16 protein-coding genes and 1 pseudogene are annotated in these 23,010 nt (G+C 39.2%); 8 read left to right on the top strand and 9 right to left on the bottom strand.

What is annotated here, in order from left to right; genetic code table 11:
* Window positions 1-738: amino acid--tRNA ligase-related protein (locus ACNI3T_RS05710; RefSeq protein WP_418227007.1), on the bottom strand; the 738-nt coding region annotated here is incomplete at its 3' end.
* Window positions 739-967: 229 nt separating this feature from the next.
* On the opposite strand from ACNI3T_RS05710, the gene ACNI3T_RS05705 reads away from it, so the two are divergent.
* Window positions 968-1,333, top strand: a complete 366-nt coding sequence (locus ACNI3T_RS05705; RefSeq protein WP_418227006.1) for a toxin-antitoxin system YwqK family antitoxin — start codon at window positions 968-970, stop codon at window positions 1,331-1,333.
* Window positions 1,334-1,407: 74 nt separating this feature from the next.
* Here ACNI3T_RS05705 and ACNI3T_RS05700 read toward each other — a convergent pair whose 3' ends face one another.
* The 4 genes from ACNI3T_RS05700 to ACNI3T_RS05685 are packed head-to-tail and all read right to left on the bottom strand — an operon-like array spanning window position 1,408 to window position 8,134.
* Window positions 1,408-4,917 (bottom strand): efflux RND transporter permease subunit, encoded by a 3,510-nt coding sequence (locus ACNI3T_RS05700; protein WP_418227005.1) that lies wholly within the window; start codon window positions 4,915-4,917, stop codon window positions 1,408-1,410.
* A gap of 6 nt (window positions 4,918-4,923) precedes the next feature.
* Window positions 4,924-6,090: an efflux RND transporter periplasmic adaptor subunit gene (locus ACNI3T_RS05695; protein ID WP_418227004.1), complete on the bottom strand. Its 1,167-nt coding sequence runs from the start codon at window positions 6,088-6,090 to the stop codon at window positions 4,924-4,926.
* A gap of 15 nt (window positions 6,091-6,105) precedes the next feature.
* Window positions 6,106-7,539 carry a TolC family protein gene (locus ACNI3T_RS05690; RefSeq protein ID WP_418227003.1) on the bottom strand — a complete coding sequence of 478 codons (1,434 nt, stop codon included), beginning with the start codon at window positions 7,537-7,539 and terminating at the stop codon, window positions 6,106-6,108.
* Window positions 7,529-8,134 (bottom strand): TetR/AcrR family transcriptional regulator, encoded by a 606-nt coding sequence (locus ACNI3T_RS05685; RefSeq protein WP_418227002.1) that lies wholly within the window; start codon window positions 8,132-8,134, stop codon window positions 7,529-7,531. The genes ACNI3T_RS05690 and ACNI3T_RS05685 overlap by 11 nt, the downstream gene beginning before the upstream one ends.
* A gap of 138 nt (window positions 8,135-8,272) precedes the next feature.
* Between ACNI3T_RS05685 and ACNI3T_RS05680 the strand changes: the two genes are divergently transcribed.
* The 3 genes from ACNI3T_RS05680 to odhB all read left to right on the top strand — a co-directional run bounded on the left by ACNI3T_RS05680 (window position 8,273) and on the right by odhB (window position 13,535).
* Complete coding sequence (locus ACNI3T_RS05680; protein ID WP_418227001.1) at window positions 8,273-9,247, top strand: polyprenyl synthetase family protein; 975 nt, start codon at window positions 8,273-8,275, stop codon at window positions 9,245-9,247.
* Window positions 9,248-9,422: 175 nt separating this feature from the next.
* The gene (locus ACNI3T_RS05675; RefSeq protein WP_418227000.1) at window positions 9,423-12,194 is read left to right on the top strand and encodes a 2-oxoglutarate dehydrogenase E1 component; all 2,772 of its coding nucleotides are present in this window, start codon (window positions 9,423-9,425) and stop codon (window positions 12,192-12,194) included.
* Between the two features lie 48 nt (window positions 12,195-12,242).
* Window positions 12,243-13,535 carry a 2-oxoglutarate dehydrogenase complex dihydrolipoyllysine-residue succinyltransferase gene (gene odhB / locus ACNI3T_RS05670; protein ID WP_418226999.1) on the top strand — a complete coding sequence of 431 codons (1,293 nt, stop codon included), beginning with the start codon at window positions 12,243-12,245 and terminating at the stop codon, window positions 13,533-13,535.
* A gap of 239 nt (window positions 13,536-13,774) precedes the next feature.
* On the opposite strand, the gene ACNI3T_RS05665 is transcribed toward odhB, so the two are convergent.
* Window positions 13,775-14,209 (bottom strand): retropepsin-like aspartic protease, encoded by a 435-nt coding sequence (locus tag ACNI3T_RS05665; RefSeq protein ID WP_418226998.1) that lies wholly within the window; start codon window positions 14,207-14,209, stop codon window positions 13,775-13,777.
* Between the two features lie 107 nt (window positions 14,210-14,316).
* Here ACNI3T_RS05665 and ACNI3T_RS05660 point away from each other — a divergent pair, with 107 nt between their 5' ends.
* Both ACNI3T_RS05660 and ACNI3T_RS05655 read left to right on the top strand, forming a co-directional pair.
* A complete protein-coding gene (locus tag ACNI3T_RS05660; RefSeq protein ID WP_418226997.1) occupies window positions 14,317-15,879 on the top strand; it encodes an NAD(P)/FAD-dependent oxidoreductase in 1,563 nt (520 codons plus the stop codon).
* Window positions 15,880-16,111: 232 nt separating this feature from the next.
* On the top strand, window positions 16,112-16,933 hold the full coding sequence (locus tag ACNI3T_RS05655) for a hypothetical protein (RefSeq protein WP_418226996.1): 822 nt from the start codon (window positions 16,112-16,114) through the stop codon (window positions 16,931-16,933).
* A gap of 49 nt (window positions 16,934-16,982) precedes the next feature.
* Here the strand turns inward: ACNI3T_RS05655 and ACNI3T_RS05650 are convergent, their stop codons facing one another.
* Window positions 16,983-19,967: a DNA polymerase III subunit alpha gene (locus ACNI3T_RS05650; protein WP_418226995.1), complete on the bottom strand. Its 2,985-nt coding sequence runs from the start codon at window positions 19,965-19,967 to the stop codon at window positions 16,983-16,985.
* A gap of 36 nt (window positions 19,968-20,003) precedes the next feature.
* Window positions 20,004-21,224, bottom strand: a complete 1,221-nt coding sequence (gene dinB, locus ACNI3T_RS05645; RefSeq protein ID WP_322301780.1) for a DNA polymerase IV — start codon at window positions 21,222-21,224, stop codon at window positions 20,004-20,006.
* Window positions 21,225-21,590: 366 nt separating this feature from the next.
* Here dinB and ACNI3T_RS05640 point away from each other — a divergent pair, with 366 nt between their 5' ends.
* Both ACNI3T_RS05640 and ACNI3T_RS05635 read left to right on the top strand, forming a co-directional pair.
* Window positions 21,591-21,824, top strand: a complete 234-nt coding sequence (locus tag ACNI3T_RS05640) for a hypothetical protein (RefSeq protein ID WP_418226994.1) — start codon at window positions 21,591-21,593, stop codon at window positions 21,822-21,824.
* 114 nt (window positions 21,825-21,938) lie between these two features.
* A complete protein-coding gene (locus ACNI3T_RS05635; RefSeq protein WP_141876615.1) occupies window positions 21,939-22,346 on the top strand; it encodes a hypothetical protein in 408 nt (135 codons plus the stop codon).
* A 71-nt stretch (window positions 22,347-22,417) separates the two neighbouring features.
* On the opposite strand, the pseudogene ACNI3T_RS05630 reads toward ACNI3T_RS05635, so the two are convergent.
* Window positions 22,418-23,010 (bottom strand): annotated as a pseudogene (locus ACNI3T_RS05630) (hypothetical protein); the annotation flags it as partial.

Genomic DNA, 23,010 nt, shown 5'->3' with positions numbered 1-23,010 from the left:
ATCTTCCTGTTCCACAAATGCCATTTCGCAATCAATCTGTGTAAATTCAGGTTGACGATCTGCTCTTAGATCTTCATCACGAAAACACTTTACGATCTGGAAATACTTGTCCATTCCGCCTACCATGAGCAACTGCTTAAAAGTTTGCGGTGATTGTGGAAGTGCGTAGAACTGACCTTCATTCATTCGGCTTGGTACCACGAAGTCACGGGCGCCTTCAGGAGTGGATTTAATAAGGTATGGAGTTTCCACCTCAATAAAGCCAGCATTAGAAAGATAGTTTCTTACCTTCATTCCTACCTGATGACGAAACATTAATTTATTCTGAACTGGTTTTCTACGAATATCCAGATAGCGATATTTCATTCTTAGATCTTCACCACCATCGGTTTCATCTTCAATAGTAAAAGGTGGTGTTTTTGAAGTATTCAAAATTTTGAAATCCTGTACCAGTACTTCGATCTCCCCAGTAGGTATGTTTGGGTTTTTTGCTTCACGCTCGATCACTTCACCTGTTACCTGGATCACGAATTCACGGGCAAGATTTCCTGCTTGTTGCATTAATTCTTCAGAAGAGCGCTCTTCATCAAAAATCAATTGCGTAAGACCGTAGCGATCACGAAGATCTACCCAAATCATAAAACCTTTGTTCCTTACTTTTTGTACCCATCCAGAAAGGGTTACTATATTTCCTATATGTTCGGCATTAAGCTCGCCGCAGGTATGACTTCTGTACATGAATTCTTTAAATTTTGAATGGGCACAAAAGTAAGAAGTTAAACAGTTTTACTGAACCTTTTCTACATCTAAATTCATTTAAAGTTGCCTGATATTAACTTAGGCCCTTTATATAAGCCTCTGTTTAACAGGTGAATAGATCTTCAATGTAAACTTAATGTTACGTAAATGCAACTTTAAGGTAAATTTTCGCTATATTTGTGATGTTAACGTTAATACCGAAAGAGAAATGAAGACTTTGAAAAATATTTTAGTAGCAGCAGTCCTGGCGACAGGAACGCTTGCAATGGCGCAGGATAATGATCCAAAACCCGCTTTTGAAAAGCAGGGTGAATTAATTAAAGGAACATTTTATTATGAAGATGGAAATATTAAACAGGAAGGTACGTACAAGGACGGCAAACTCCACGGAGAGTGGATTTCTTACAACAAAGATGGTGAGAAGACGGCCATCGCCAATTACGAAAATGGCCAAAAAGATGGAAAATGGTTCTTCTGGACTGAAGATAAACTTACTGAAGTGGACTATAACAATAGCGTAATTGCTAGTGTGAATAGCTGGAAGAGTGAAAGCTCACTTGTTAGTAATGACTAATAATATTCAGTACGAATAAAAAAAACCCGAAGCGAAAGCTTCGGGTTTTTTGTTTGCATTTTGTATCAACTTACCTAGTTCATAGTTTCGATCCTGTTTGAAGCTTCAACCTCTTCCGAAGAGCTTCTTTTAGAGTGAACCCACATTTTGATCCTTATCGCGATATAGAACAATAAAGGAACAATAATTAAAGTAAGGAAAGTTGCTACGATCAAACCGTAGATCACTGTCCAGGCCAGAGGTCCCCAGAATATCACGTTATCACCACCAAAGTAGATGTTCGCATCAAACTCACTGAATAAACTGAAAAAATCAAGGTTAAGTCCAATCGCCAGTGGAATCAAACCAAGAATGGTTGTGATCGCCGTTAGCAATACTGGTCTCAAACGTGCTTTTCCAGATCTAATGATCGTTTTCAAGAGTTCGTCATGTGGAAGGTATTCAGATTCTGGTATGCCAAGACGCAGTTTCTTTCTGTCAATGAGGAGCTGTGCATAATCGAGCAAGACCACCCCATTATTTACCACGATACCCGCGAGAGAAATAATTCCCATCATCGTCATCATGATAACAAAGGCTGAACCGCTAATTACAATTCCTCCAAATACTCCAATAAAACTCAGGAAAATAGCGATCATAATGATCAATGGTTTCGAGATAGAGTTAAACTGGAAGATCAGGATCAGGAATATAAGTCCCAGTCCGCTGAAAAATGCACCCACAAGGAACGCCTGTTGCTTGTTTTGCTCTTCGATCTGCCCGGTATAATCTACCTTGATCTCGTCTGGAACACCATCAAAATTCCTCATTTCATTCTGGATCTGCGCCACGGCTGCACCAGCATCTGTATATCCCGGAGATAACACAGAATAGATCGTAACCACCCTTCTGGTATCCCTGTGCTTGATCGCACTAAACCCAGATTTATTACTTTTCGTAGTTACGGCAGAAACGGGTATTTCTCTTAATTGACCCTTATTATTTCTGAAAGTGATCGTTTGATTAAACAAGGCGCTGTTATCATATCTGGAATCCTCGTCGAATCTTACATAAATATCATAATCTTCGCCACCTTCTTTGTAAACACCAGCTTTCGTTCCAAAGATGGAATTTCTAAGTTGTTGACCAACCTGCCCGGCACTTACTCCTAGTTCACCAGCTTTTTCCCGGTCAACTTCAACGACCATTGAAGGTTTGTCCTTGTTCACATCAATCTTCAACTCGTCTATTGCAGGAATGTTCTTGGTGTTTATATATTCACGCATTTGCTCTGCAGTGGCGATCAATTGATCATAATCTTCACCTTCCAATTCGATATTAATTGGTGGACCGGCAGGAGGACCATTCTGATCTTTTTCTACGGAAATTAAAACTCCCGGGTAAACTCCATCCAGAGATTCCTGAACCTTTTGTCTTAAAACCTCACTGTCTTTTCCACGACGGTATTTGTATTCCCTCATGGAAGCTGTGATCTTACCTTTATGGGGCATTTCTGCCGCAGAGCCACCATCGGTTTGTGGATTCCCGGCACCTTCACCAACCTGGGAAACGGCACTTTCTACCATATAGTTATAACCGTCATCCATATACTCATCACTGTTGAGTACTTTGTAAACCCTTTCTTCAATCTCTTTCGTGATCGCGTTGGTCTTTTCAATATCGGTACCTTCAGGATATTCGATATATACAATGATCTGGTTAGGCTTATTATCAGGAAAGAACTCAACTTTGGTTCTTTGAGATCCCAGAGAAGCACCAAAACCTACAAAAGCGATGATCAACATTAGAAAGGTAGCTCCAACGATCCAGTAAGGACGTTTGTTTTTAAACGAAGCGGTTAGGCGTCTTTCATACCAGTTCTCAAGTTTCACCAAAGAACTTTTCTGAAATCTATTAGCCATCTTCCGCAGAAACAACCTGTAGATCCATACCATGATCGCGGTAAAGATCATAAGTGATCCCAGTGCAGCGTACTGACCACCAAATAAAAATATAGCTAAGCCAATTACGGCAATAATTAAAGAAACCCTGATGATGGTTTTCAATGGCATATTTTTATCCTCTGTTCTCATATATTGAGAAACCAGAACCGAATTGAAAAATATAGCTACGACCAGTGAAGACCCTAATACGACCGAAAGTGTTATGGGAAAATAGATCATAAACTGTCCCATTAATCCCGGCCATAATCCTAACGGAATAAAGGCGGCGACCGTAGTTGCTGTAGAGATAATAATAGGAAATGCAATTTCACCAATACCTTCTTTCGCTGCATCCACCCGGCTCATTCCTTCTTCATCCATGAGTCGGTAGACATTCTCGACCACTACGATCCCGTTATCTACCAGCATTCCAAGTCCCATGATCAATCCGAATAGGATCATCGTATTCATGGTGTATCCTAACTGGTTCAGGATCATTAAAGACATGAACATGGACATTGGGATTGCAAAACCAACAAAGAGTGCATTCTTAAATCCTAAGAAGAACATTAGCACCGTCACCACAAGGATGATCCCGAAAATGATATTGTTTACAAGGTCATCAACCTGACCAATGGTCTTTGAAGATTGATCGTTAGTAATACTTACATTCAGGTTCGTTGGAAATACTTCAGCTTTTGCTTTCTCAACGATAAGCTCGATCTGCTCTGCAGCAGCAACCATATTCTTCCCTGATCGTTTCTTTACATCCAGCATCACTACCTGCTCACCAAACTCACGGGCATAGGTGGTCTTTTCTTTTTCCTGAAAAGTAATATCAGCGATATCCTTCAGGTAAACATCATCACCATCTTCAGATTTTACTACGAAATTGTTCAATTCTGAAGGTTCTTCGATTTCACCAAGGATTCTAATAGTTCTTCGCTGTCCGCTGGTTACGTAATTACCCGCACTCATGGTCATGTTTCCATTTGCTATAGCACTGGTAATATCATTGAAACTAACCGAGGAAGCCATCATTTTGTAGATATCCACAGCTACTTCAATTTCTTTATCCTGAGCTCCACGAATATCTACTTTTTTAATTTCAGGTAGATTTTCGATCTCATCCTGCAAGTATTCTCCAAATTCCTTCAGCTTCATTACCGGGTAATCTCCGGAAATATTAATATTCAGGATTGGAATTTCTTCAGAAAGACTCAATTCGAAAACATTCGGTTCTACCTTAGCGCCATTAAAGGTTGGCCAGTCTTCGCCTGAAGTTTCAGAATCTATTTCATCCTTTACCTTTTGCTTTGCTAGTTCCACCGCAATTCCCTCGTCAAATTCCACGACGATCATCGAATAGTCTTCCTGGGAAGTTGAGGTGATCTCCACCACATTACTTACCGTCTTCAACTTATCTTCCAGAGGATTAGTAAGTAACTTCTCTATATCTTCCGCAGTATTCCCGGGATATATTGAGCTAACGTAGATTTTCGTTTCTTTTACTTCAGGAAAACTTTCCCGAGGCATACTGAAATAAGCCGAAATCCCGAAGAACAGAATAAGGGCCATCGCCACATAAATAGTGGTTTTGTTCTTTATTGCCCAGGACGAGAGCGCAAACTCCTTGTCCAGATTGTTTTTTTCTTTCGCCATAACTGCTTAGTAATTCATGATTTTGACGGTTTGTCCTTCTTTCACACTACGTGCACCATCCTCAATGATTAGGTCACCATCCTTCAGGCCTTCAAGTACTTCAATAGAATCTCCCTGAGATTTCCCGGTTTTTACGATCACTCTTTTAGCGACCGCTTTTTCACCTTCCACCTGGTCTAAAACATATAAGTATTGTTCACCGTCAGCATTTTCAGAAAGAATGTTCTGCGGGACCAGAATGGCATTTTCACTGGTGTAATCGTTAATCTTTACTCTTGCCGTAAGGTTTGGTTTGATCTCCTTCTCCTTATTTGGGACATCAATCTCGGCAGTAAAAGTTCGGTTATTAGGATTAATATAACTACCTACTTGCTTTACCTTGGTGTCTACAGTTTTTCCAAGTACCGGGAAGGTCACTTCTACCGGCTTACCTTGGGTCACATTGGAAATATAATTCTCTGGTACATCGGTCTTGATATACATGTCATCAAGGTTTACGATTCTAAGAATCTGTGTTTGCCCAGGTGAAACGACATTTCCCTGTTCTGTAATGATCTCATCTATGGTTCCTGAAAAAGGTGCGCTTACAACGGATTTTGAAAGCTGACTCTTCATTTGTTTTACGGCATTAACCTGTCCTTCATAATTGGATTTTGCCTGTAAATATTCGATTTCACTACCAATTTGCTGCTCCCAGAGACGTTTTTGTCTTTCAAAAGTCGTCTTGGCCAGGTCCAGCTGAATTTCCATTTGTGCAAGTTGCTGACTCAATCCACCATCATCTATCTTAGCCAGAGTCTGTCCTTTTGATACTTTCTGACCTTCTTCTACATAGATCTTCTGAAGAATTCCGCTCATCTCAGCGTTTAGAACGACATTTTTTCTTGTTTCCACGCTTCCCTGTAGTTCAAGGAAATGATCGAAGTGTTCAGCTTCCACAGCAAAGGAAGTTACCAGAGGAATATTTCTCTCTGGGTTGATCTCCTTCAGCTTGGAATCAAGTTTTTTAATTTCAGTTTCCAGCTCAGACTGTTGAGCGGTAAGCTCATCTCTTTTCTTCTGAATAGTTTCTATATCATTGCTTTCCAGAATTTCTTCCGTAGATTTTTCTGAACCACCACCACAGGCAGCTAGCAAAGTACTGAACGATAAAATATATACTAGTTTTCTCATTTTCTGAAGTTGTTTCTAATTATCTGATGTATAAGTACGGGTGTCTAATAGGTTTTCAAGTTCCACTTTTGCAGTGATCACCTGTAACATGGCCTGTAAATAATTTTGCTGTGCAGTGTATAACTGTCGTTGCGCTTCACTAAGCTCGAAACTGCTGGCAATACCCTCGAAGAACTTGATCTGGTTCTTGTTTTCGATTCGTTCTGCCAACTCGAGGTTTTTAGTAGCATTTTTATAATTATCAAGGCTAAACTGGTATTCGCTTTTAGCACTGTTGATATCACTTTTTACCTGGCTTTCAGTTTGTTCGAGATCCAGCATTGCCTGTTCATACTCAAGTTTACGCTGCTGAGTTTTCGCACTTCGCATTCCGCTGCTGAAAATTGGGATATTAAGACTCACACCTAATATAGACTGTCCAAAATATTCCTGATTCCCGTTTAAAAAAGTAAAGTCATTACTAAATCCCTGGTAACCGTAATTCACAAAGGCGCTTAAGGTAGGTAGCGCTTTCGCCTGCTGTAGTTTAACCTGGATATCTGCAGCTTCTGCTGTGTTCTTGGCAATGCGATAATCAATATTTTCTTCTACCGGAATTGTCTCAGAAAGTAGGGATAGATCGAAATATTTAAGCGCCAGTTCATTTAGATCATCGGTCGCAACAACCTTTTTCTCTACTGGAATTCCGAGGCTAATGTTCAGCATATCATAGGCGATATCCAGCATTCTTCGGCTTCTGGCAAGATCATTTTCAAGGTTAAGCTTGGTGATTTCCAATTGCTCTACATCTTCCTGTTCCGTTAGGCCGTTTTCAAAGATCTTCTGGGTATCATTAAAATTTTTCTCAACGTTCCCGAGATTTTTCTCAAAGATCTTCACACTTTCTTCCGCCAGTAAAACATTTCCGTAGGCATTAATAATACCTTTCTTGATCTCAAGGTCTGTCTTGGTCTTGGCATTTTTGGAAATTTGAAGCAGCGTTTTTACAGATTGAATTCCTACTATATAGGAGCCATCGAAAATTAACTGGTTCCAGGTAGCTGTGGCATTTACGCTTTGCTGAGTCCCAAATTGTACCGGGATAAATCCTTCAGGCGAATTTACAGGGACATCATTCCTGTTCACATTATCGAAATATTGCTCGACAATGTTCACCGTGCTTTGAGTATTATCGAAGGCGCTCGCTGGCAATAGTGTGACTGGTTGTTTTAAATAGTTCTGGTAATCTATGCCAGCACTTATTTGCGGTAATCCCTGGGCGATAATTTCCCATTTTTGCTGAAGAGCGATCTCCACATCTTTTTGTGCTATTTGTGACTGATAATTATTTTCCAGTCCAAATTCTATCGCTTCCATCAGGGAAAACTGATAGGTCTGGATCGTATCCTGCTGTGAGAAACTTTGCAGGTTTAAGGCCAGCATCATCAAAATTAATATTCTACTTTTCATCTAACTCAATTAAATCTTCTAAAGTTTTTAATCCTTTTGCGGTGCAGATAGCACGCAGGTGATATTCCAGGAAATGATCCATCAGTGCCGGCTGAGTATATTTTTCAGGAGAAAATAGATCTGTATCCTTAATTCCCATAATCCCTACAAAATGTATTCGGCTTATAAAATCTATATTGATATCCTCGCGGTAATAACCACTTTCGATCCCACGCTTAAGGTTATCCTGCATGCAGCTTTCTAAAAGCTCATACTGTTTATCCTTAAGGCTCTCATAGACTTTTGGGTAATATTTCTGAAGCTGAAAATGGGGTGAGGTTTTCTCTCCTTTTAGGTTCTGTGCGATATAATGCTTGATCTCGTAATTTTCCTTAATCGGATTCTGATTTTTATCCTGAATGGCGCCAATGCCGCAACCCATCGTTTGGATCACCTGTAAACTCGCCGCAGCTACCAGTTTATTCTTGGTAGAAAAATGCGCATAAATGGTTTTCTTAGAGATCCCAATGCTTTCCGCAATGTCATCCATGGTTACACTTTTAAAACCATAGGAAAGAAACATCTCTGCGGCACTATTTAAAATTTTCTCCCTCACTTCATGTAAATTTGGTGCAAAAGTAATCCTAGGAAACTTTAGAAACAAAAAAAGTTTCTTCAGTTTACGTTTATTTAACATTCGCTTAAAATTTGAAATAGGCTCAATTATGGTATTTTAGCGCAAAAATTTCAATACATGCTTACCATTGCGGAATACCGAGAGGCCATCGTCGATTATCTTCATCAAAAGATACAGGTCAAAGAACCGGTAAATCTTTACGAGCCAATGGTTTATATTTTAGAACAGGGAGGTAAACGTTTAAGACCTGTACTCGTTCTAATGGCAGCTGAAATTTTTGACTGCAATCATAAAAAAGCCCTAGATGCCGCCCTGGCCATAGAGGTTTTTCATAATTTTTCTCTTGTTCATGATGATATAATGGACGATGCACCGATTCGAAGAGGTAAGAAAACAGTGCATGAAAAATGGGATATCAACACGGGAATCCTTTCCGGAGATGCGATGCTTATCAATGCATACCAGTTATTCGAAAACTACGAAGGGGATGTGTTTAAGGAGCTATCAAAACTGTTTACCAAAACAGCTATTGAAGTTTGTGAAGGTCAGCAGTACGATATAGATTTTGAAACCCGCGATAACGTGAGTATCGAGGATTATCTCTTGATGATAGAATACAAAACTGCGGTTCTGGTAGGAGCTTCTCTGCAAATGGGAGCTATTGTAGCTGAAACTTCGGCTGCATGCAAGTCGGCGATCTATCAATATGGAAGATTACTTGGTATTGCATTTCAGCTTCAGGATGATTACCTGGATGCTTTTGGGGATCCGGCTACATTTGGGAAGCAACCTGGTGGTGATATCATCGAAAATAAAAAGACATTTCTCTATTTAAAAAGTCTTGAACTGGCAAGTCCCGGTGAAGCCAGACAACTGGAACACTTATATTCCATTAGTCCTATGGAAAATACAGGAAAGATCGAAGCGGTCAAAAACCTGTTTGAAAGCAGCGGTGCAGCAGAGCTTACCAGAAAGGAAATTGAGAAGTATACAGACATGGCTTTCAAGGTTCTGGACAGGATAGATATGCCTGAGGAGAAGAAAAGACCTTTGAAAAGTTTCGGGGAAATGCTTATGGACAGACAGGTATAAGATTTATTACCTGCAGTTTTCGGAGAAATCTACTTCCCAAATTATTGAATTTCAGAGGGTGTTAAAATTCTTATAATCTCATAGAGAATTATCATAATGCCTACAAGCTGTTTTTTTTAAATATTGTATTTTTGCTAATGTTTTTAAGAACAAAAGAAACTGTTGTTTCAATTTTATGGAAAAATTTTCATTTCTAAATGCCGCTCATACTGCATACTTCGCAGAACTTTACGATCAATATTTAAAATATCCTGATAGTGTAGAGCCCAGTTGGAGGGCTTTTTTTCAAGGATTTGACTTCGGAATGCAACAAGATGGCGTTTCTGAAGATGTATTGGATGAAGCTCCTGTAGATTTTTCAGAAGGTGAGATACCGACACACGTGGTTAAAGAATTTCAGGTAATTCGATTAATTGACGGCTATCGTACCAGAGGGCATTTATTCACCAAAACAAACCCTGTAAGAGAACGTAGAAAATATGTTCCAACTCTAGATATAGAGAATTTCGGACTTGAGAAAAAAGATCTGCAGACTACTTTCAATGCAGGTGATATTCTTGGAATTGGACCTTCAAGCCTGGAAGAAATCATAAAACACCTGGAAATGGTGTATTGTGACTCTATCGGGATCGAGTATATGTATATTCGAAAACCTGAAGAGATCGAATGGATTCAGAATCGTTTAAATGTAAACGACAACCATCCCGATTTTGACGCGACCCGCAAGAAGCAGATCCTCAAAAAACTTAATGAAGCAGTTTCGTTTGAAAATTTCTTGCATACTAAATATGTTGGTCAGAAACGATTTTCACTGGAAGGTGGCGAAAGTTTGATCCCGGCACTGGATGCACTTATCGAAAAAGCTGCTGAATTTGGCGTGGAAGATTTTGTAATGGGAATGGCTCATCGTGGTCGTCTAAATACCCTAACCAATATCTTCGGAAAGAACGCAAAGGACATTTTCAGTGAGTTTGATGGAAAGGATTACGAACAGGACATATTCGATGGTGACGTTAAATACCACCTTGGCTGGACATCCTGTCGTACTACAGACAGTGGAAAAGATATCAATATTAATATAGCTCCAAACCCTTCTCACCTTGAAACCGTTGGCGCGGTGGTAGAAGGAATTTCGAGAGCAAAAATGGATCGTAGATATAATGGAGATAACTCCAAGATTTTACCGATCCTGGTTCATGGTGATGCTGCAATTGCCGGTCAGGGACTTGTGTACGAACTGGTACAGATGGCTAACCTGGAAGGTTACCAGACAGGTGGAACCATACATATCGTAGTAAATAACCAGATTGGTTTTACTACTAATTATTTGGATGCGAGAAGTTCAACGTATTGTACAGATGTGGGGAAAGTAACTCTTTCGCCCATCTTACATGTAAATGCAGATGATGCAGAGGCAGTTGTACACTCCATTTTGTTCGCTTTAGACTTCAGAATGAAGTTCAAAAGGGACGTATTTATAGATTTATTGGGTTATAGAAAATATGGGCATAATGAAGGTGATGAGCCACGTTTTACTCAGCCAAAACTATATAAAGCAATATCTAAACACGAGAATGCCAGGGATATTTATGCTGAAAAGCTGAAAGAAAGTGGTGTCATCGACGATAATTACCTTAAGAAGTTAGAAGAAGAGTATAAAGCTTCTCTTGAAGAGAAACTCGAAGATTCCAGGAAAGAAGAAACCACCCGCATCACTCCATTTATGCAGGATGAATGGGAAGGTTTCGATAACGTTCAGGAAGATGAGATGATGAAGGAAATAGATACGACCTTCGATCTTGAAAAACTTGACAAGGTTGCCATGGCAGTTTCAGAATTACCGGAAGGCATGAAGTTCATGAGAAAGATCCAGAAGATCATCGATGGACGAAAACAAATGTACTTTGAAGATAATAAGCTGGACTGGTCAATGGCCGAGCATTTAGCTTATGGATCTCTAATGACCGAAGGTTATAATATTAGAATTACCGGGCAGGATGTGGAACGTGGAACGTTTTCACACCGTCACGCGGTAGTTAAAGTTGAAGATAGTGAAGAAGAGATCATTCTTCATAATAATATAGAAGACAGGGATGGAGATTTCTTCATTTACAATTCCCTGTTGTCAGAATACGGAGTAGTTGGTTTTGATTATGGTTACGCCATGGCAAGTCCAACAACATTGACGATCTGGGAAGCACAATTTGGAGACTTTGTGAACGGTGCACAGATCATGATCGATCAGTATATTTCTGCTGCGGAAGATAAATGGAAACTTCAGAATGGTTTGGTGATGTTATTACCTCACGGTTATGAAGGCCAGGGAGCAGAGCACTCTTCAGGTAGAATGGAAAGATTCCTTCAGCTTTGTGCGAAAGACAATATGTATGTGGCAGATATTACGACTCCTGCGAACATGTTTCATATGCTTCGGAAGCAAATGAAAGCGAAATTCAGAAAACCGCTGATCATTTTTACTCCAAAAAGTTTACTACGTCATTCTAAAGTAATTTCTACAAAAGAAGAATTTGCGACTGGTTCATTCCAGCCAGTTCTTGATGATCCAGATGCAAAAGCAGATTCAATAAAAAGCCTGGTATTCTGTACCGGGAAGTTTTACTATGACCTGCTGAAGTTTAAGGAAGAGAATGATCGTGATGATGTTGCCCTTGTGAGAATCGAACAATTGTTCCCACTCCCGGTGAGCATCATGAAAGAAATGATGAGTAAGTATAAGAATGCCGAAGATGTGGTTTGGGCACAGGAAGAGCCTAGAAACATGGGAGCATATGGACATATGTTACTTCATTTTGAAGAAGCAAGACAGTTTAGAGTATGCAGTCGTAAATTCTACGGTGCACCTGCTGCAGGTAGCTCGGTAAGATTTAAGAAGCGTCATGAAAAAGTGATCGCCAGCGTATTCGACAAAGATTTAAAAGAAGATTAATAATAAGAACCAATTTCCTGATTTCAGGAACCAAAATAAATTACAATCATGGCCTTAGAAATGAAAGTTCCTTCACCCGGCGAATCGATTACTGAAGTTGAAATAGCTCAGTGGTTAGTCGAAGATGGTGATTACGTTGAAAAAGATCAGGCAGTAGCCGAAGTGGATAGTGATAAAGCAACCCTGGAACTTCCTGCAGAAGCTAGCGGAATTATTACTTTGAAAGCTGAAGAAGGAGATGTGGTAGAAGTTGGAGAGGTAGTTTGTCTAATTGATACCGATGCTGCAAAGCCTGGTAGTGATGACAAGGAGGACAGTGAAAGCAAAGACGGCAAGTCTGCTGAAACTGAAGAAAAAGAGCGCCAGGAAAGTACGGAAGATAAGAAGGACAGTGATAAAGCAGCTGCTAAGAATGAAGAGCCTTCAAAATCAAGTACTCCAAGCCAGAAACAGGATGATACGTATGCAACTGGAACTCCTTCACCAGCAGCTAAGAAAATTCTTGACGAAAAGGGGATTGATAGCAAAGATGTAAAAGGTTCTGGAAGAGATGGTCGAGTGACTAAGGAAGATGCGGTTGAGGCAAAAGTTTCTATGGGATCTCCTGGAAAAGGAACCAGAGGAGAAGAGCGTAAGAAAATGTCAATGTTCCGTAGAAAACTTGCGGAACGTCTGGTAAGTGCTAAGAACGACACAGCGATGCTGACTACTTTCAATGAAGTAGACATGTCTCCAATTTTTGCACTAAGAAAGAAATATAAAGAGGAATTTAAGGAGAAGCATGGAGTGAGCCTTGGCTTTATGTCATTCTTTACTCTTGCAGTAATCCGTGCGTTGGATGAATATCCTGCAGTAAACTCTATGATTGATGGAGATTACCAGGTAAGCTATGATTTCAAAGATATTAGTATTGCGGTTTCTGGTCCTAAAGGACTTACAGTTCCTGTAATTAGAAATGCTGAAAATCTTAGTTTCAGAGGGGTAGAATCTGAAGTGAAAAGACTTGCGATCAAAGCAAGAGATGGTAAGATCACTGTAGATGAAATGACTGGTGGTACTTTTACTATAACTAATGGTGGAGTATTTGGATCTATGTTATCAACTCCAATTATCAATCCACCTCAATCTGCTATTCTTGGAATGCACAACATTGTGGAAAGACCTGTTGCAATAGATGGTCACGTTGAAATTAGACCAATTATGTATGTAGCGTTGTCTTACGATCACCGAATCATTGATGGTAAAGAGTCTGTTGGATTCCTTGTAGCTGTTAAAGAAGCACTGGAAAATCCTGAAGAACTATTGATGGATGGAGATGTTAAGAGATCACTGGAATTGTAGTTACAATATCCGGTAGAAAGAAAAAAAGGGTACGCGTTAGCGTACCCTTTTTACTTTAACGAAATTAAAACAAAACTAACAACCTGAATAAATTCAAGCCCAGTACGGCAACAACTAAAATTGTCATAATATAAAAGACCAGTTGTGAAGATATTCGAAGTTTAATAACGTAAAGATTATTGGTTAGATTACTTCAAATATAGAGCGATATCTCTTTCAGCAAAAGGGTGTTTTTCCCCTTATTTGAGAAATAAGGCCTTGCCTTTGTAATCGATAACAGCTTTACCTTTCTTCAGAATATCGGCTCCTATGATACCCTGTACCTTTTCAGCTTTATGATTTTCGAGCGCCTCATTTACATGTTTGAGGTCGAAAAGTACCAGGTCGATCTTTTTCTTTTTCCATTCTCCAATCTGTACTATATTTTTCGCTGAAACCTGGGTTAACATATTGGTAGCTCCTGCACCAGCCGCTTTAATATCACTATCTTCTGAAAGTAGATCAAAATGTTCGATCGCATCTATACCCACACAGGTGCTGGAAGCGCCAGTGTCCAGTATAAAATTACCTTCAATATTATTGATCTTCGCTTTTAGTTCGAAATGATTGGTTTTGGTGTATTTTAATTTGATACGATGATATCCTTTTTCCTGAAGCAACTCTCTTAAAGACATTCTTTTTTCCACAAATATATGATTCTTGAATATAGCGGGAAACTGCAAGACTTTCAATCATTACTTAAATTCAGATTTAGAAAAAATACATACTATCTTTGGAGCCTATGAGCACACTGGTTCAAATTACAGCTTTACCCCGGGAACTTGAAGATCATCATTTGCTTCTGAACAGGGCAATTAAGAAATCGAATATCAGAAAGGATGATATAGGAGACTGGAGAATTAGAAAGCGTTCTATCGATGCCCGGAAAAAACCGGTGAAACTGAATCTGCAGATCGAGATCTGGAAACACGGTGAAGAAAGAAGTACGAGATCATCTTTGTCTCTTCAGGATGTTTCCGAAGCAAAGGAAATAGCAATTATTGGTGCTGGTCCTGCGGGATTGTATGCAGCATTACGAGCAGTGGAAGCGGGCTTGAAACCTGTGGTTTTTGAACGTGGAAAAGATGTAAGAGCCAGAAGACATGATCTTGCCAAGATTAATAAAGAACAAACTGTAAACCCGGAATCTAATTATTGTTTTGGAGAAGGTGGCGCCGGTACATACTCAGATGGGAAATTATATACGCGCTCGAAGAAACGTGGAAATGTATTGAAAGCCCTGGAGTGGTTCGTGGAATTTGGAGCAGATCCTGATATTCTTGTGGATGCACATCCGCATATTGGAACGAATAAATTACCAAAGATCATCACCGCTATGCGAGAAGCGATCGTGGATGCGGGAGGGGAAGTACATTTTAACTCTAAGCTAACCGATCTAAAGTTAGAGAGTGATAAGATCACGGCTATTGAGATCAATAAAGAGAAGTGGTTGCATTTTGATGAGGTAATTCTGGCGACGGGACACTCGGCCAGGGATATATTTTACCTGTTGCATGAACGAAATATAAAGATAGAAGCCAAACCTTTCGCGCTGGGAGTTCGAATTGAGCATCAGCAAAAACTAATTGATTATATCCAGTATCACGGGGATGATGAAAATGCTTATTTACCTCCAGCTTCGTACAGTCTGGTAGAACAGGTAGATGGTCTTGGTGTGTATTCTTTCTGTATGTGTCCGGGAGGTATTATTGCTCCGTGTGCTACAGAACAGGAAGAAGTGGTAACCAACGGCTGGAGTCCAAGTAAGCGAAATAATCCATATTCCAACTCAGGAATAGTAGTAAGTATAGAACCTACAGATCTGCCGGGTTATAAAGAGAATGATCCATTTGTTTGTCTTGACTTTCAGAAGATGGTGGAAAGAAATTGTTGGAAAGCGTCTGGCAGAACTCAGCAGGTTCCTGCGCAGCGTATGAAGGATTTTGTAGAAGGAAGGTTGTCTTCAGATTTCCCGAAAACTTCTTATCAGCCTGGTATAGTAAGCGTTGATCTTAATAAAGTGTTACCAGATCTAATAGCTAAAAGACTACGAAAAGCCTTTGTGAAATTCGGTAAAAAACTAAAAGGTTATTATACGAACGAAGCCGTTTTACATGCTCCGGAAAGTAGGACTTCTTCACCAATTCTAATTCCGCGTGACCCGTCAACACTGGAACATTTAGAAGTAAAAGGATTCTATCCCTGTGGAGAAGGAGCCGGATATGCCGGAGGAATCATTTCCGCAGCTATAGACGGAATCAACTGTGTCGATGCTATTGCGAAGAAGTATTCGAAACTAGAATGACTGTTTAAGTATTATATACATGATCGTAAACTATGAAATAGTAATTAAAATAATTCGGGAATTACAAGTGTATTATTTCAAACTACTGATGGTCAGATTTTTGTATTTTCATGTATGGCTTTACGTATTACAACGAAACTTCGCAACATCATAACGAATAATTTTTGATATATATATTAAGACAGGATATTATTTCTACATTTCTTTAGAAAATTCTAATAACCAATGTCTTATGAGAAATTATTTTAATGCCGTTATGGTAGGGTTATTATTGATGGGGTGCTCCGTAGATAATGACGAAACGAACTTTGATTATCAACTTCTAATTGCCAATTCGGTTATAGATGTTGAGGGATGTATGCCAGATACATATAATTTATATAATACTTCTGAAGAAAAAATTGGTGAATTTATTGTTACCAACGATGAAAATGAGGTATACCTAAATTTCACTTCTGTAAATGGTTACGATATATCCATGATTAATTATGAAGTTGCTTTGAGCGAGGATGACCTACCGATGAATAATGGTGGAATTATTGTTGGTCAGTTAGAGAGCACAGTGAAGTTTTCCACAACTACCAATTATTATGGAGACAGTGTTTCTTTCGAAAGTTTTGGAGAGAATCCCACAGCTTTAGTAGTGGCAGCAAGAATTCAATTTATCAACGAATCTAAGAAAACCTATGCTGTGTGGGTTGGGGATCAAATCGCTGGAAAAAATAATAGTAAATTTCTGAACTATTCTATTTGTATTCCTCAACAAGAAGAGGTTTGCGAAGTAGATGCTGGGAGTGATAATTCTGCTTCTTACACGGTAGAAGAAGTTAATGCACTTGTAAATAGTATAGGCGATGCTGATAGATTATTTAAATCTTTATTAGATGAAGACGTTAGTAGAAATGGAGTATTCGAGCCAACTATATCCACGTTGTTAGCACGATTCTCTGCAAATCCAGTTAGAGATTTCACAACAACTTATACTGTTACAAATGAATTGAACGGAGAGGTTTGTTCAGATTCTACTGTATTAACTATTACAGTAACCGAATAAAATTAAAGTATTTTGATTACTAGGCAGCATCTTCATGCTGCCTTTTATTTTATCGGAGGGATGGCTTAAAATTATTTCCCAAGAGTCTGGGATCGGTTTGTGTAGCCTGTCTGGTGAGAGTTTTGATGCTAATGGAGATATATCCAAGATTGGAAACCACTTCACCATAACACAGGTAAATTCCCTTAGTTCTTATAGGATACTTTTCGGCTACTGAAGGGAAAAGAACCACATCAAAAATGACTCCTTCAGGATCATAGAATGTGCCGAAATACATGTATTTACCATTTGAAGTCCCGGTTTTTTTAGAATTTACCAGGTTACCATAGATCTCTATGTTTTTCCCGATATGATCTTTTAACTGCGAAGCTGTAACCACATTTTGCTTTAGAGGATCTTTCAGTAATTCAAAATGACTGCATAAGGGAAATCCCAGAAGTTCCATCTGGTCGTAAGCTTCGATCATTTTGGAAGCTTCAAATTCCGGCAATTCAAAATCTTTATGCTTCGGTTTAAAAAGTAGCGGCTGATTCGTTTTTGGTTTATTCCTGTCCAGTTTAAAATAAGCTTTCCATAAAAGTTCGTGTTTGTCTATTCCGGTAAACCTAAAGGCGTTGATCTTTAGTAACAAGCTAAGTTGTTCAATAGAGATCTGGATACGGTCTATAAAATCATCCAGTGACCTAAATTCTCCAAAAAATTGCCTGTTTTCCAGTATTTGCTGAATAGTTTTTACTTCCAACTCCTTTATATATCCAAAACCCAGGTAGACGTTTTTTCCGTAGATCACATTGGGGTGATCACTTTTATTAATACACGGAGCGTGAATCGTACCGCCCCAACGTCTTATTTCCTGAATATAGGTCTGCAGATCATAAAAACCACCTCCATTGTTGATCGCTGCCACCATAAACTCAAGCGGAAAATATTTCTTCAGGTACAAACTCTGGTAACTTTCCACCGCGTAGGAAGCCGAGTGTCCCTTCGGAAATGCATAGCCGGCAAAAGAAGAGATCTGTTCCCAGACTTCATCGATCAGTTTTGGTTCGTAACCTTTATTATTACAGTTCTCGCGGAAGGTATTCTCGATCTTTTCCATTTGCCCCCGGGAAGTTTTTTTTCCGCTCATCCCTCTTCGTAATACATCTGCATCATCCAGGCTCAAACCGGCAAAATGATAAGCGACTTTCATTACATCTTCCTGGTAAACCATCACGCCATAAGTGTCGGGCATGATCTCGTACATTACCGGGTGCGCTTCCTTTCTTTTTTCAGGAAAGCGATGTCTTAGAATAAATTCATCTTTCATACCAGCGCTGGAAATTCCTGGTCTAATTACAGAACTTGCTGCAACCAGGTTAAGGTAATCCCTGGTTTGTAGTTTTGTAAGTAAACCTCGCATGGCAGGAGATTCCACATAAAATACTCCCATACAATCGCCAGTGGTGAGCAATTCGTTGATCGCTGGATCTTCCTTAAAAGCTTTGATGTTTTCGATATCCTCTAATTTAGCATCTGGCTGATTCTGTTTTACGATCTCGATGGTATCGGTGATTTTTGAGAGTCCGCGTTGGGCAAGAATATCAAATTTATGAATGCCTACTTCTTCAGCAATGTTCATATCGATCTGCATCGTCCGGAAGCCTTTGGGAGGTAAAAACGTCGCAGCATAATTATGCACCGAATCGTCCAGGATCAAAATTCCGCCGGAATGAACACTTAAATAATTTGGGAAACCTTCTATAAGTTTACTATACCTAATTACCAGTTTCTCCAGATGATCCAGGTTGTCATAGGAATAGAATCCAGAAGCGAGCTTATCGATATTTTCTTTAGGCAAACCAAAAACCTTCCCGAGTTCACGGGCTACTGCACGCTGTTTAAAGGTAACATAGGTGCCCATAAGCGCAGTATTTTTATAAGTTCTGAAGATATAATCTGTGATATCATTACGGTCTTTCCATGAAAAATCAAGGTCAAAATCTGGCGGGGATTTCCTGTTGGGATTTATAAAGCGTTCAAAATAAAGATCGAGTTCTATGGGATCCACATTGGTGATTCCAAGAATATAGGCCACAATCGAATTCGCACCGCTCCCACGTCCTACAAATGGATAATTCTGTGAACGCGCATAGTCTACAATTCCCAGGTTGATAAGAAAATAAGAAACAAACTCAAGCCTGATGATAGATTCCAGCTCTTTTTCAACCCGCGTATAAACTTCCCGATTTGCTTCTGGGTATTTCTCAGGAAGTTTTTCATAGGTGAGCCGCCGGATCATATCTGCATCCTCTTCGATCGTATTTCGGTAGATCTTTAAATTTCGGTTCTGTCCTTTCCCAAAGTCATAATGCACCTTGCAAGCGTCCATAATTTGTTGTGTATTCTCCAGAATATGAGGGAAATCCTCAAAAGCGGCTTCCATTTCCTGCCTGGGATACATTTTATGTGAAGCTTTTCCCTGTTCTGATTCCGGAAGCTTGCTTAGCAGCAAATTATTGTCGATCGCCCTGAGTAAGCGATGTGCATTAAAGTCTTTTTTATTGCGAAAGCTTACCGTTTGTAGAATAACCAGTTTATCCTTCAGATTTCTATATTCTGAAAATCTTAATTTCCCGATCTCTTCTTTGGAAACTCCTATATATTCATTGCTTCTGAAATTTTTACGTTTTTGTTCCACCACTTTTCCGAAGGGGTAAATGATAAAACAATCAGGTAATTGTGGAGCTACCGTTTCAAAATCCTTCTTTTTATGCAGGTGATTTGAAAGATGATCGTTTAGCTGAAGGAAGCCAGCATTGTTTTTCGCCAGTCCAATATATTGTTGCTCGGCAGCATTTCTAAAGTCAATTCCCAGAACCGGTTTAATTTTGGTTCCATTGGTAAGCCTCAGGAATTCCAGGCAGGCAGAAGTATTATTGATGTCTGTAATAGCGAACTGCCAGATATCGTTGGAGTAGGCAAGCTCACACAACTCCCTGATGGGAAAAGTCCCATATCGCAGTGAATAGTATGTGTGACAGTTTAAATACATCCAGCTAATCTTTTTATACTTCAGAATACATTATCATTATTGTTTTCTATGAGCAAGAACGATAGGTGGCTCCCCGTTAAAAGGATTCTTCATTCTGCCGATGGTTTTCGCATCCATTGCAGCAGCACGCATCACCGCATGTTCACCAAAGCGATTTTTGATCTTATCCAGAGAATTATAGAGATTCAGCATATCTTCAGAATCATCAAAAAGATTGATCTGGTAGTGACCACCCACGAGTCCGCTAAACTTCACCCCGATCAACCTGATGAGCAGGCGCCTGCTGTATAGTTGTTTAAAAAGTTCCTCGACCTTAGGAATTAGAATATGATCTGCACTGGTATAAGGGATACTTACCTGTTTGCTATAAGTTTGAAAATCTGAATATCTGATCTTTACACTCACTGTGGAAACGAGCTTATTTCCCCTGCGAAGCTGATAGGCGAGACTTTCTGCCATGGCTACCAGCGTACCATGTAAACGGATCATATCGATAGTGTCCCTGTTAAAGGTTCTTTCAGTTGAAATAGACTTGCGCTCGTGAAACGGAATGATAGGAGGATTGTCGATCCCGTGAGCACGTTTCCATATAGTACGGCCATTCTTACCCAGAACGCTCTCTAAAACCTCTACAGGCATCTTCTGAATTGTCTCGATCCTGCGAACGCCGAGATTTAATAATTTCTGAAAGGTTTTATTCCCGATCATAGGGATCTTGTTCACTGCAAGTGGAGCAAGGAATGTTTTTTCTGAACCTGCTTCGATCACTTTCTGGGCATAAGGTTTGCCTTCGCCGGTAGCAATTTTAGAAACCACTTTGTTAGTGGAAAGTCCGAAGGAAATAGGTAAATAAGTTTCCTTTTTGATAGTTTCCTGAAGTTCTTTAGCGAACTGGGTGATTCCGAAAAATCTATCCATTCCCGTGAGATCTGCATAAAATTCATCTACGCTGGCCTTTTCAAAAGAAGGAACTTTGCTACGAATAACTTCGGTTACCTCATGGGAGAATTTCGTGTAAGTGGAAGCATTCCCTTTGATAACGATAGACTGTGGGCAGAGTTGCCTGGCCACTTTCATGGACATTCCGGAATGTACTCCAAACTTGCGAGTCTCATAACTGCATGCTGCTACCACGCCGCGATCTCCCAGACCACCTACAATAAGGGGTTTATCATTCAGTTTAGAATCCAGACGCCTCTCTGCGGAAACAAAAAAGGTATCAAGATCCAGATGTATAATTGATTTCTCTAACTTCATAATAGGAATAAATCCATTAAATAGGAATAAATCCAAAATTATAAATTTAATCTGGTTTATGATGTTGAGGGAGCGTTAAAAAGAAATGGAAATTTGAAATTGAATGGGGATATAGAGCTGGAAGTTAATCTCAAATGAAAAAATATTATCTAAAATTGATTTCTCAGTTTTTCAATATTGAAATTGCCTAAGTAATATGATAATTTGTGTAATAGAGATTTGTTGTTATTTAAATTTTTTAATTGGGTTTATCGTTAAATATTTTTCATTTATCGATCTTTCATGTCAATTCTAATGATATATCACACTTTTAGAGTGTCAATTATGAATTTTTCGTAACTTAATAATTCATTAATACTCAGGATTATGAAAAGTTCTTCAGGAAAACGCGGACTCATAAAAAAATATGCTACAGATTTTATCTTTTCTGAAAAAACCAGGTTTGTCCTGGACGGTACCGGTTTTAGTAATTCTTCAGAACAACCTGGATCAAAAATTATAAAATTCAGATTTGATAATTCAGACTCAGATAAAGCAACCAAACCTGTCTTTCGTTGTATCTATAAAATGATGAGAAAATTCAATCTATCCTTAAATTAGGGGCTTTTAGAAAATCGAAAATTCACTCTTAGACATAAAATAAAAAATACTATCTTCGTTTGTATGGAGGAACCCGAAAATCCTGAGAGTAGGGGAAACACTTAATCTAACCAAATGAAGTTTAAATCTTTACTAATCATTGCCATCGCTGCAATGACATTATCCAGTTGCTCTATCAGACTGGTTGATTTTACCGTAATTAGTTCTAAAAATGTAAATCTTGACATCGACAGAGCTCAGGGTGTAAAAACTGAGGGTAAGAAATCTTATTTCCTTGGAATTGGATGGAACATCAAAGATGCTATGGATGAGGCTCTGGAAGAAGCAGGACCAGAGTATGACATGCTAATTGATGGTGTGGTAAGATACACCAGCTATCCTTTCGTTTCTGGAGTGACTGTAGAAGGTACTGCTGTAAGCACTAGAGCAATGAAAGATCGTATGGGAGAAGCAGGTTTCCAGGACTGGTTAAAAGGCCAGAATGTACTTACTGAAGAAACTGCGGTAGTGATTCCTGAATAATCATTCGGAATTGAAAAACAAAAAGCCCGGTCATAAAGACCGGGCTTTTCTTTTGAAACTAAAAAACTAAATTAGTCTTCAAAATATACTGCAGATACTCCAGAAAGCATATTGTTCACAGCTGGAGTTGCATTTCCGCTTGCATTTGACGCATCGTCAAAAGCTAGTACTCTACCACCACCATTAGCAAGTTCAGCAACATAGATCATATCAGAATCTGCATCATAAGCAACATTTACCGGGTTACCCAATAAAGTAGCTGCTCCAGAAATTCTCATTTGATCTGAAAGAGCTAAAGTTGCAGCATCCATTGTATTATTAAATTTACTGTCAAAGTCAGTAATTACATGAAGTCCACCATCAGAATCTGATCCTGCATCTCCAATATCTGTAAGTACCATTGTTCCACCATCATAGTCTAAACCATGAGTTCTCACAATTCCTTCTACCATCACAGTTTTTGTAGCGCTTACCATTCCATCTGTGTTATTAGACAGGAAGTTGTCAAAACTAGCAAGCATGTTTGTAGTATCTACGATTGCGTATAATGTATTTCCAACAAACTCGATACCCCAAACTTTAAAGTCTACGGTTACTGTGTTTCTTAGTGTGAAACCATTGTCTTCTTTACTATAGATATAAAATCTACCATCTGCAGTGGTGT

This window comes from Christiangramia qingdaonensis (assembly GCF_048381525.1).
Lineage (GTDB): Bacteria > Bacteroidota > Bacteroidia > Flavobacteriales > Flavobacteriaceae > Christiangramia.
Note: the sequence above shows the minus strand (reverse complement) of the source record. Positions and strands in the feature narration are given on the sequence as shown.

Bases quoted from the DNA above. Each gene is read 5' to 3' on its own strand.
- ACNI3T_RS05690 (WP_418227003.1), bottom strand. From the start codon at position 7,539: ATGAAAAGTAGAATATTAATTTTGATGATGCTGGCCTTAAACCTGCAA.
- ACNI3T_RS05655 (WP_418226996.1), top strand. From the start codon at position 16,112: ATGAGAAATTATTTTAATGCCGTTATGGTAGGGTTATTATTGATGGGG.
- ACNI3T_RS05700 (WP_418227005.1), bottom strand. From the start codon at position 4,917: ATGGCGAAAGAAAAAAACAATCTGGACAAGGAGTTTGCGCTCTCGTCC.
- dinB (WP_322301780.1), bottom strand. From the start codon at position 21,224: ATGAAGTTAGAGAAATCAATTATACATCTGGATCTTGATACCTTTTTT.
- ACNI3T_RS05660 (WP_418226997.1), top strand. From the start codon at position 14,317: ATGAGCACACTGGTTCAAATTACAGCTTTACCCCGGGAACTTGAAGAT.
- ACNI3T_RS05680 (WP_418227001.1), top strand. From the start codon at position 8,273: ATGCTTACCATTGCGGAATACCGAGAGGCCATCGTCGATTATCTTCAT.
- ACNI3T_RS05640 (WP_418226994.1), top strand. From the start codon at position 21,591: ATGAAAAGTTCTTCAGGAAAACGCGGACTCATAAAAAAATATGCTACA.
- ACNI3T_RS05705 (WP_418227006.1), top strand. From the start codon at position 968: ATGAAGACTTTGAAAAATATTTTAGTAGCAGCAGTCCTGGCGACAGGA.
- odhB (WP_418226999.1), top strand. From the start codon at position 12,243: ATGGCCTTAGAAATGAAAGTTCCTTCACCCGGCGAATCGATTACTGAA.
- ACNI3T_RS05675 (WP_418227000.1), top strand. From the start codon at position 9,423: ATGGAAAAATTTTCATTTCTAAATGCCGCTCATACTGCATACTTCGCA.
- ACNI3T_RS05650 (WP_418226995.1), bottom strand. From the start codon at position 19,967: ATGTATTTAAACTGTCACACATACTATTCACTGCGATATGGGACTTTT.
- ACNI3T_RS05665 (WP_418226998.1), bottom strand. From the start codon at position 14,209: ATGTCTTTAAGAGAGTTGCTTCAGGAAAAAGGATATCATCGTATCAAA.
- ACNI3T_RS05635 (WP_141876615.1), top strand. From the start codon at position 21,939: ATGAAGTTTAAATCTTTACTAATCATTGCCATCGCTGCAATGACATTA.
- ACNI3T_RS05695 (WP_418227004.1), bottom strand. From the start codon at position 6,090: ATGAGAAAACTAGTATATATTTTATCGTTCAGTACTTTGCTAGCTGCC.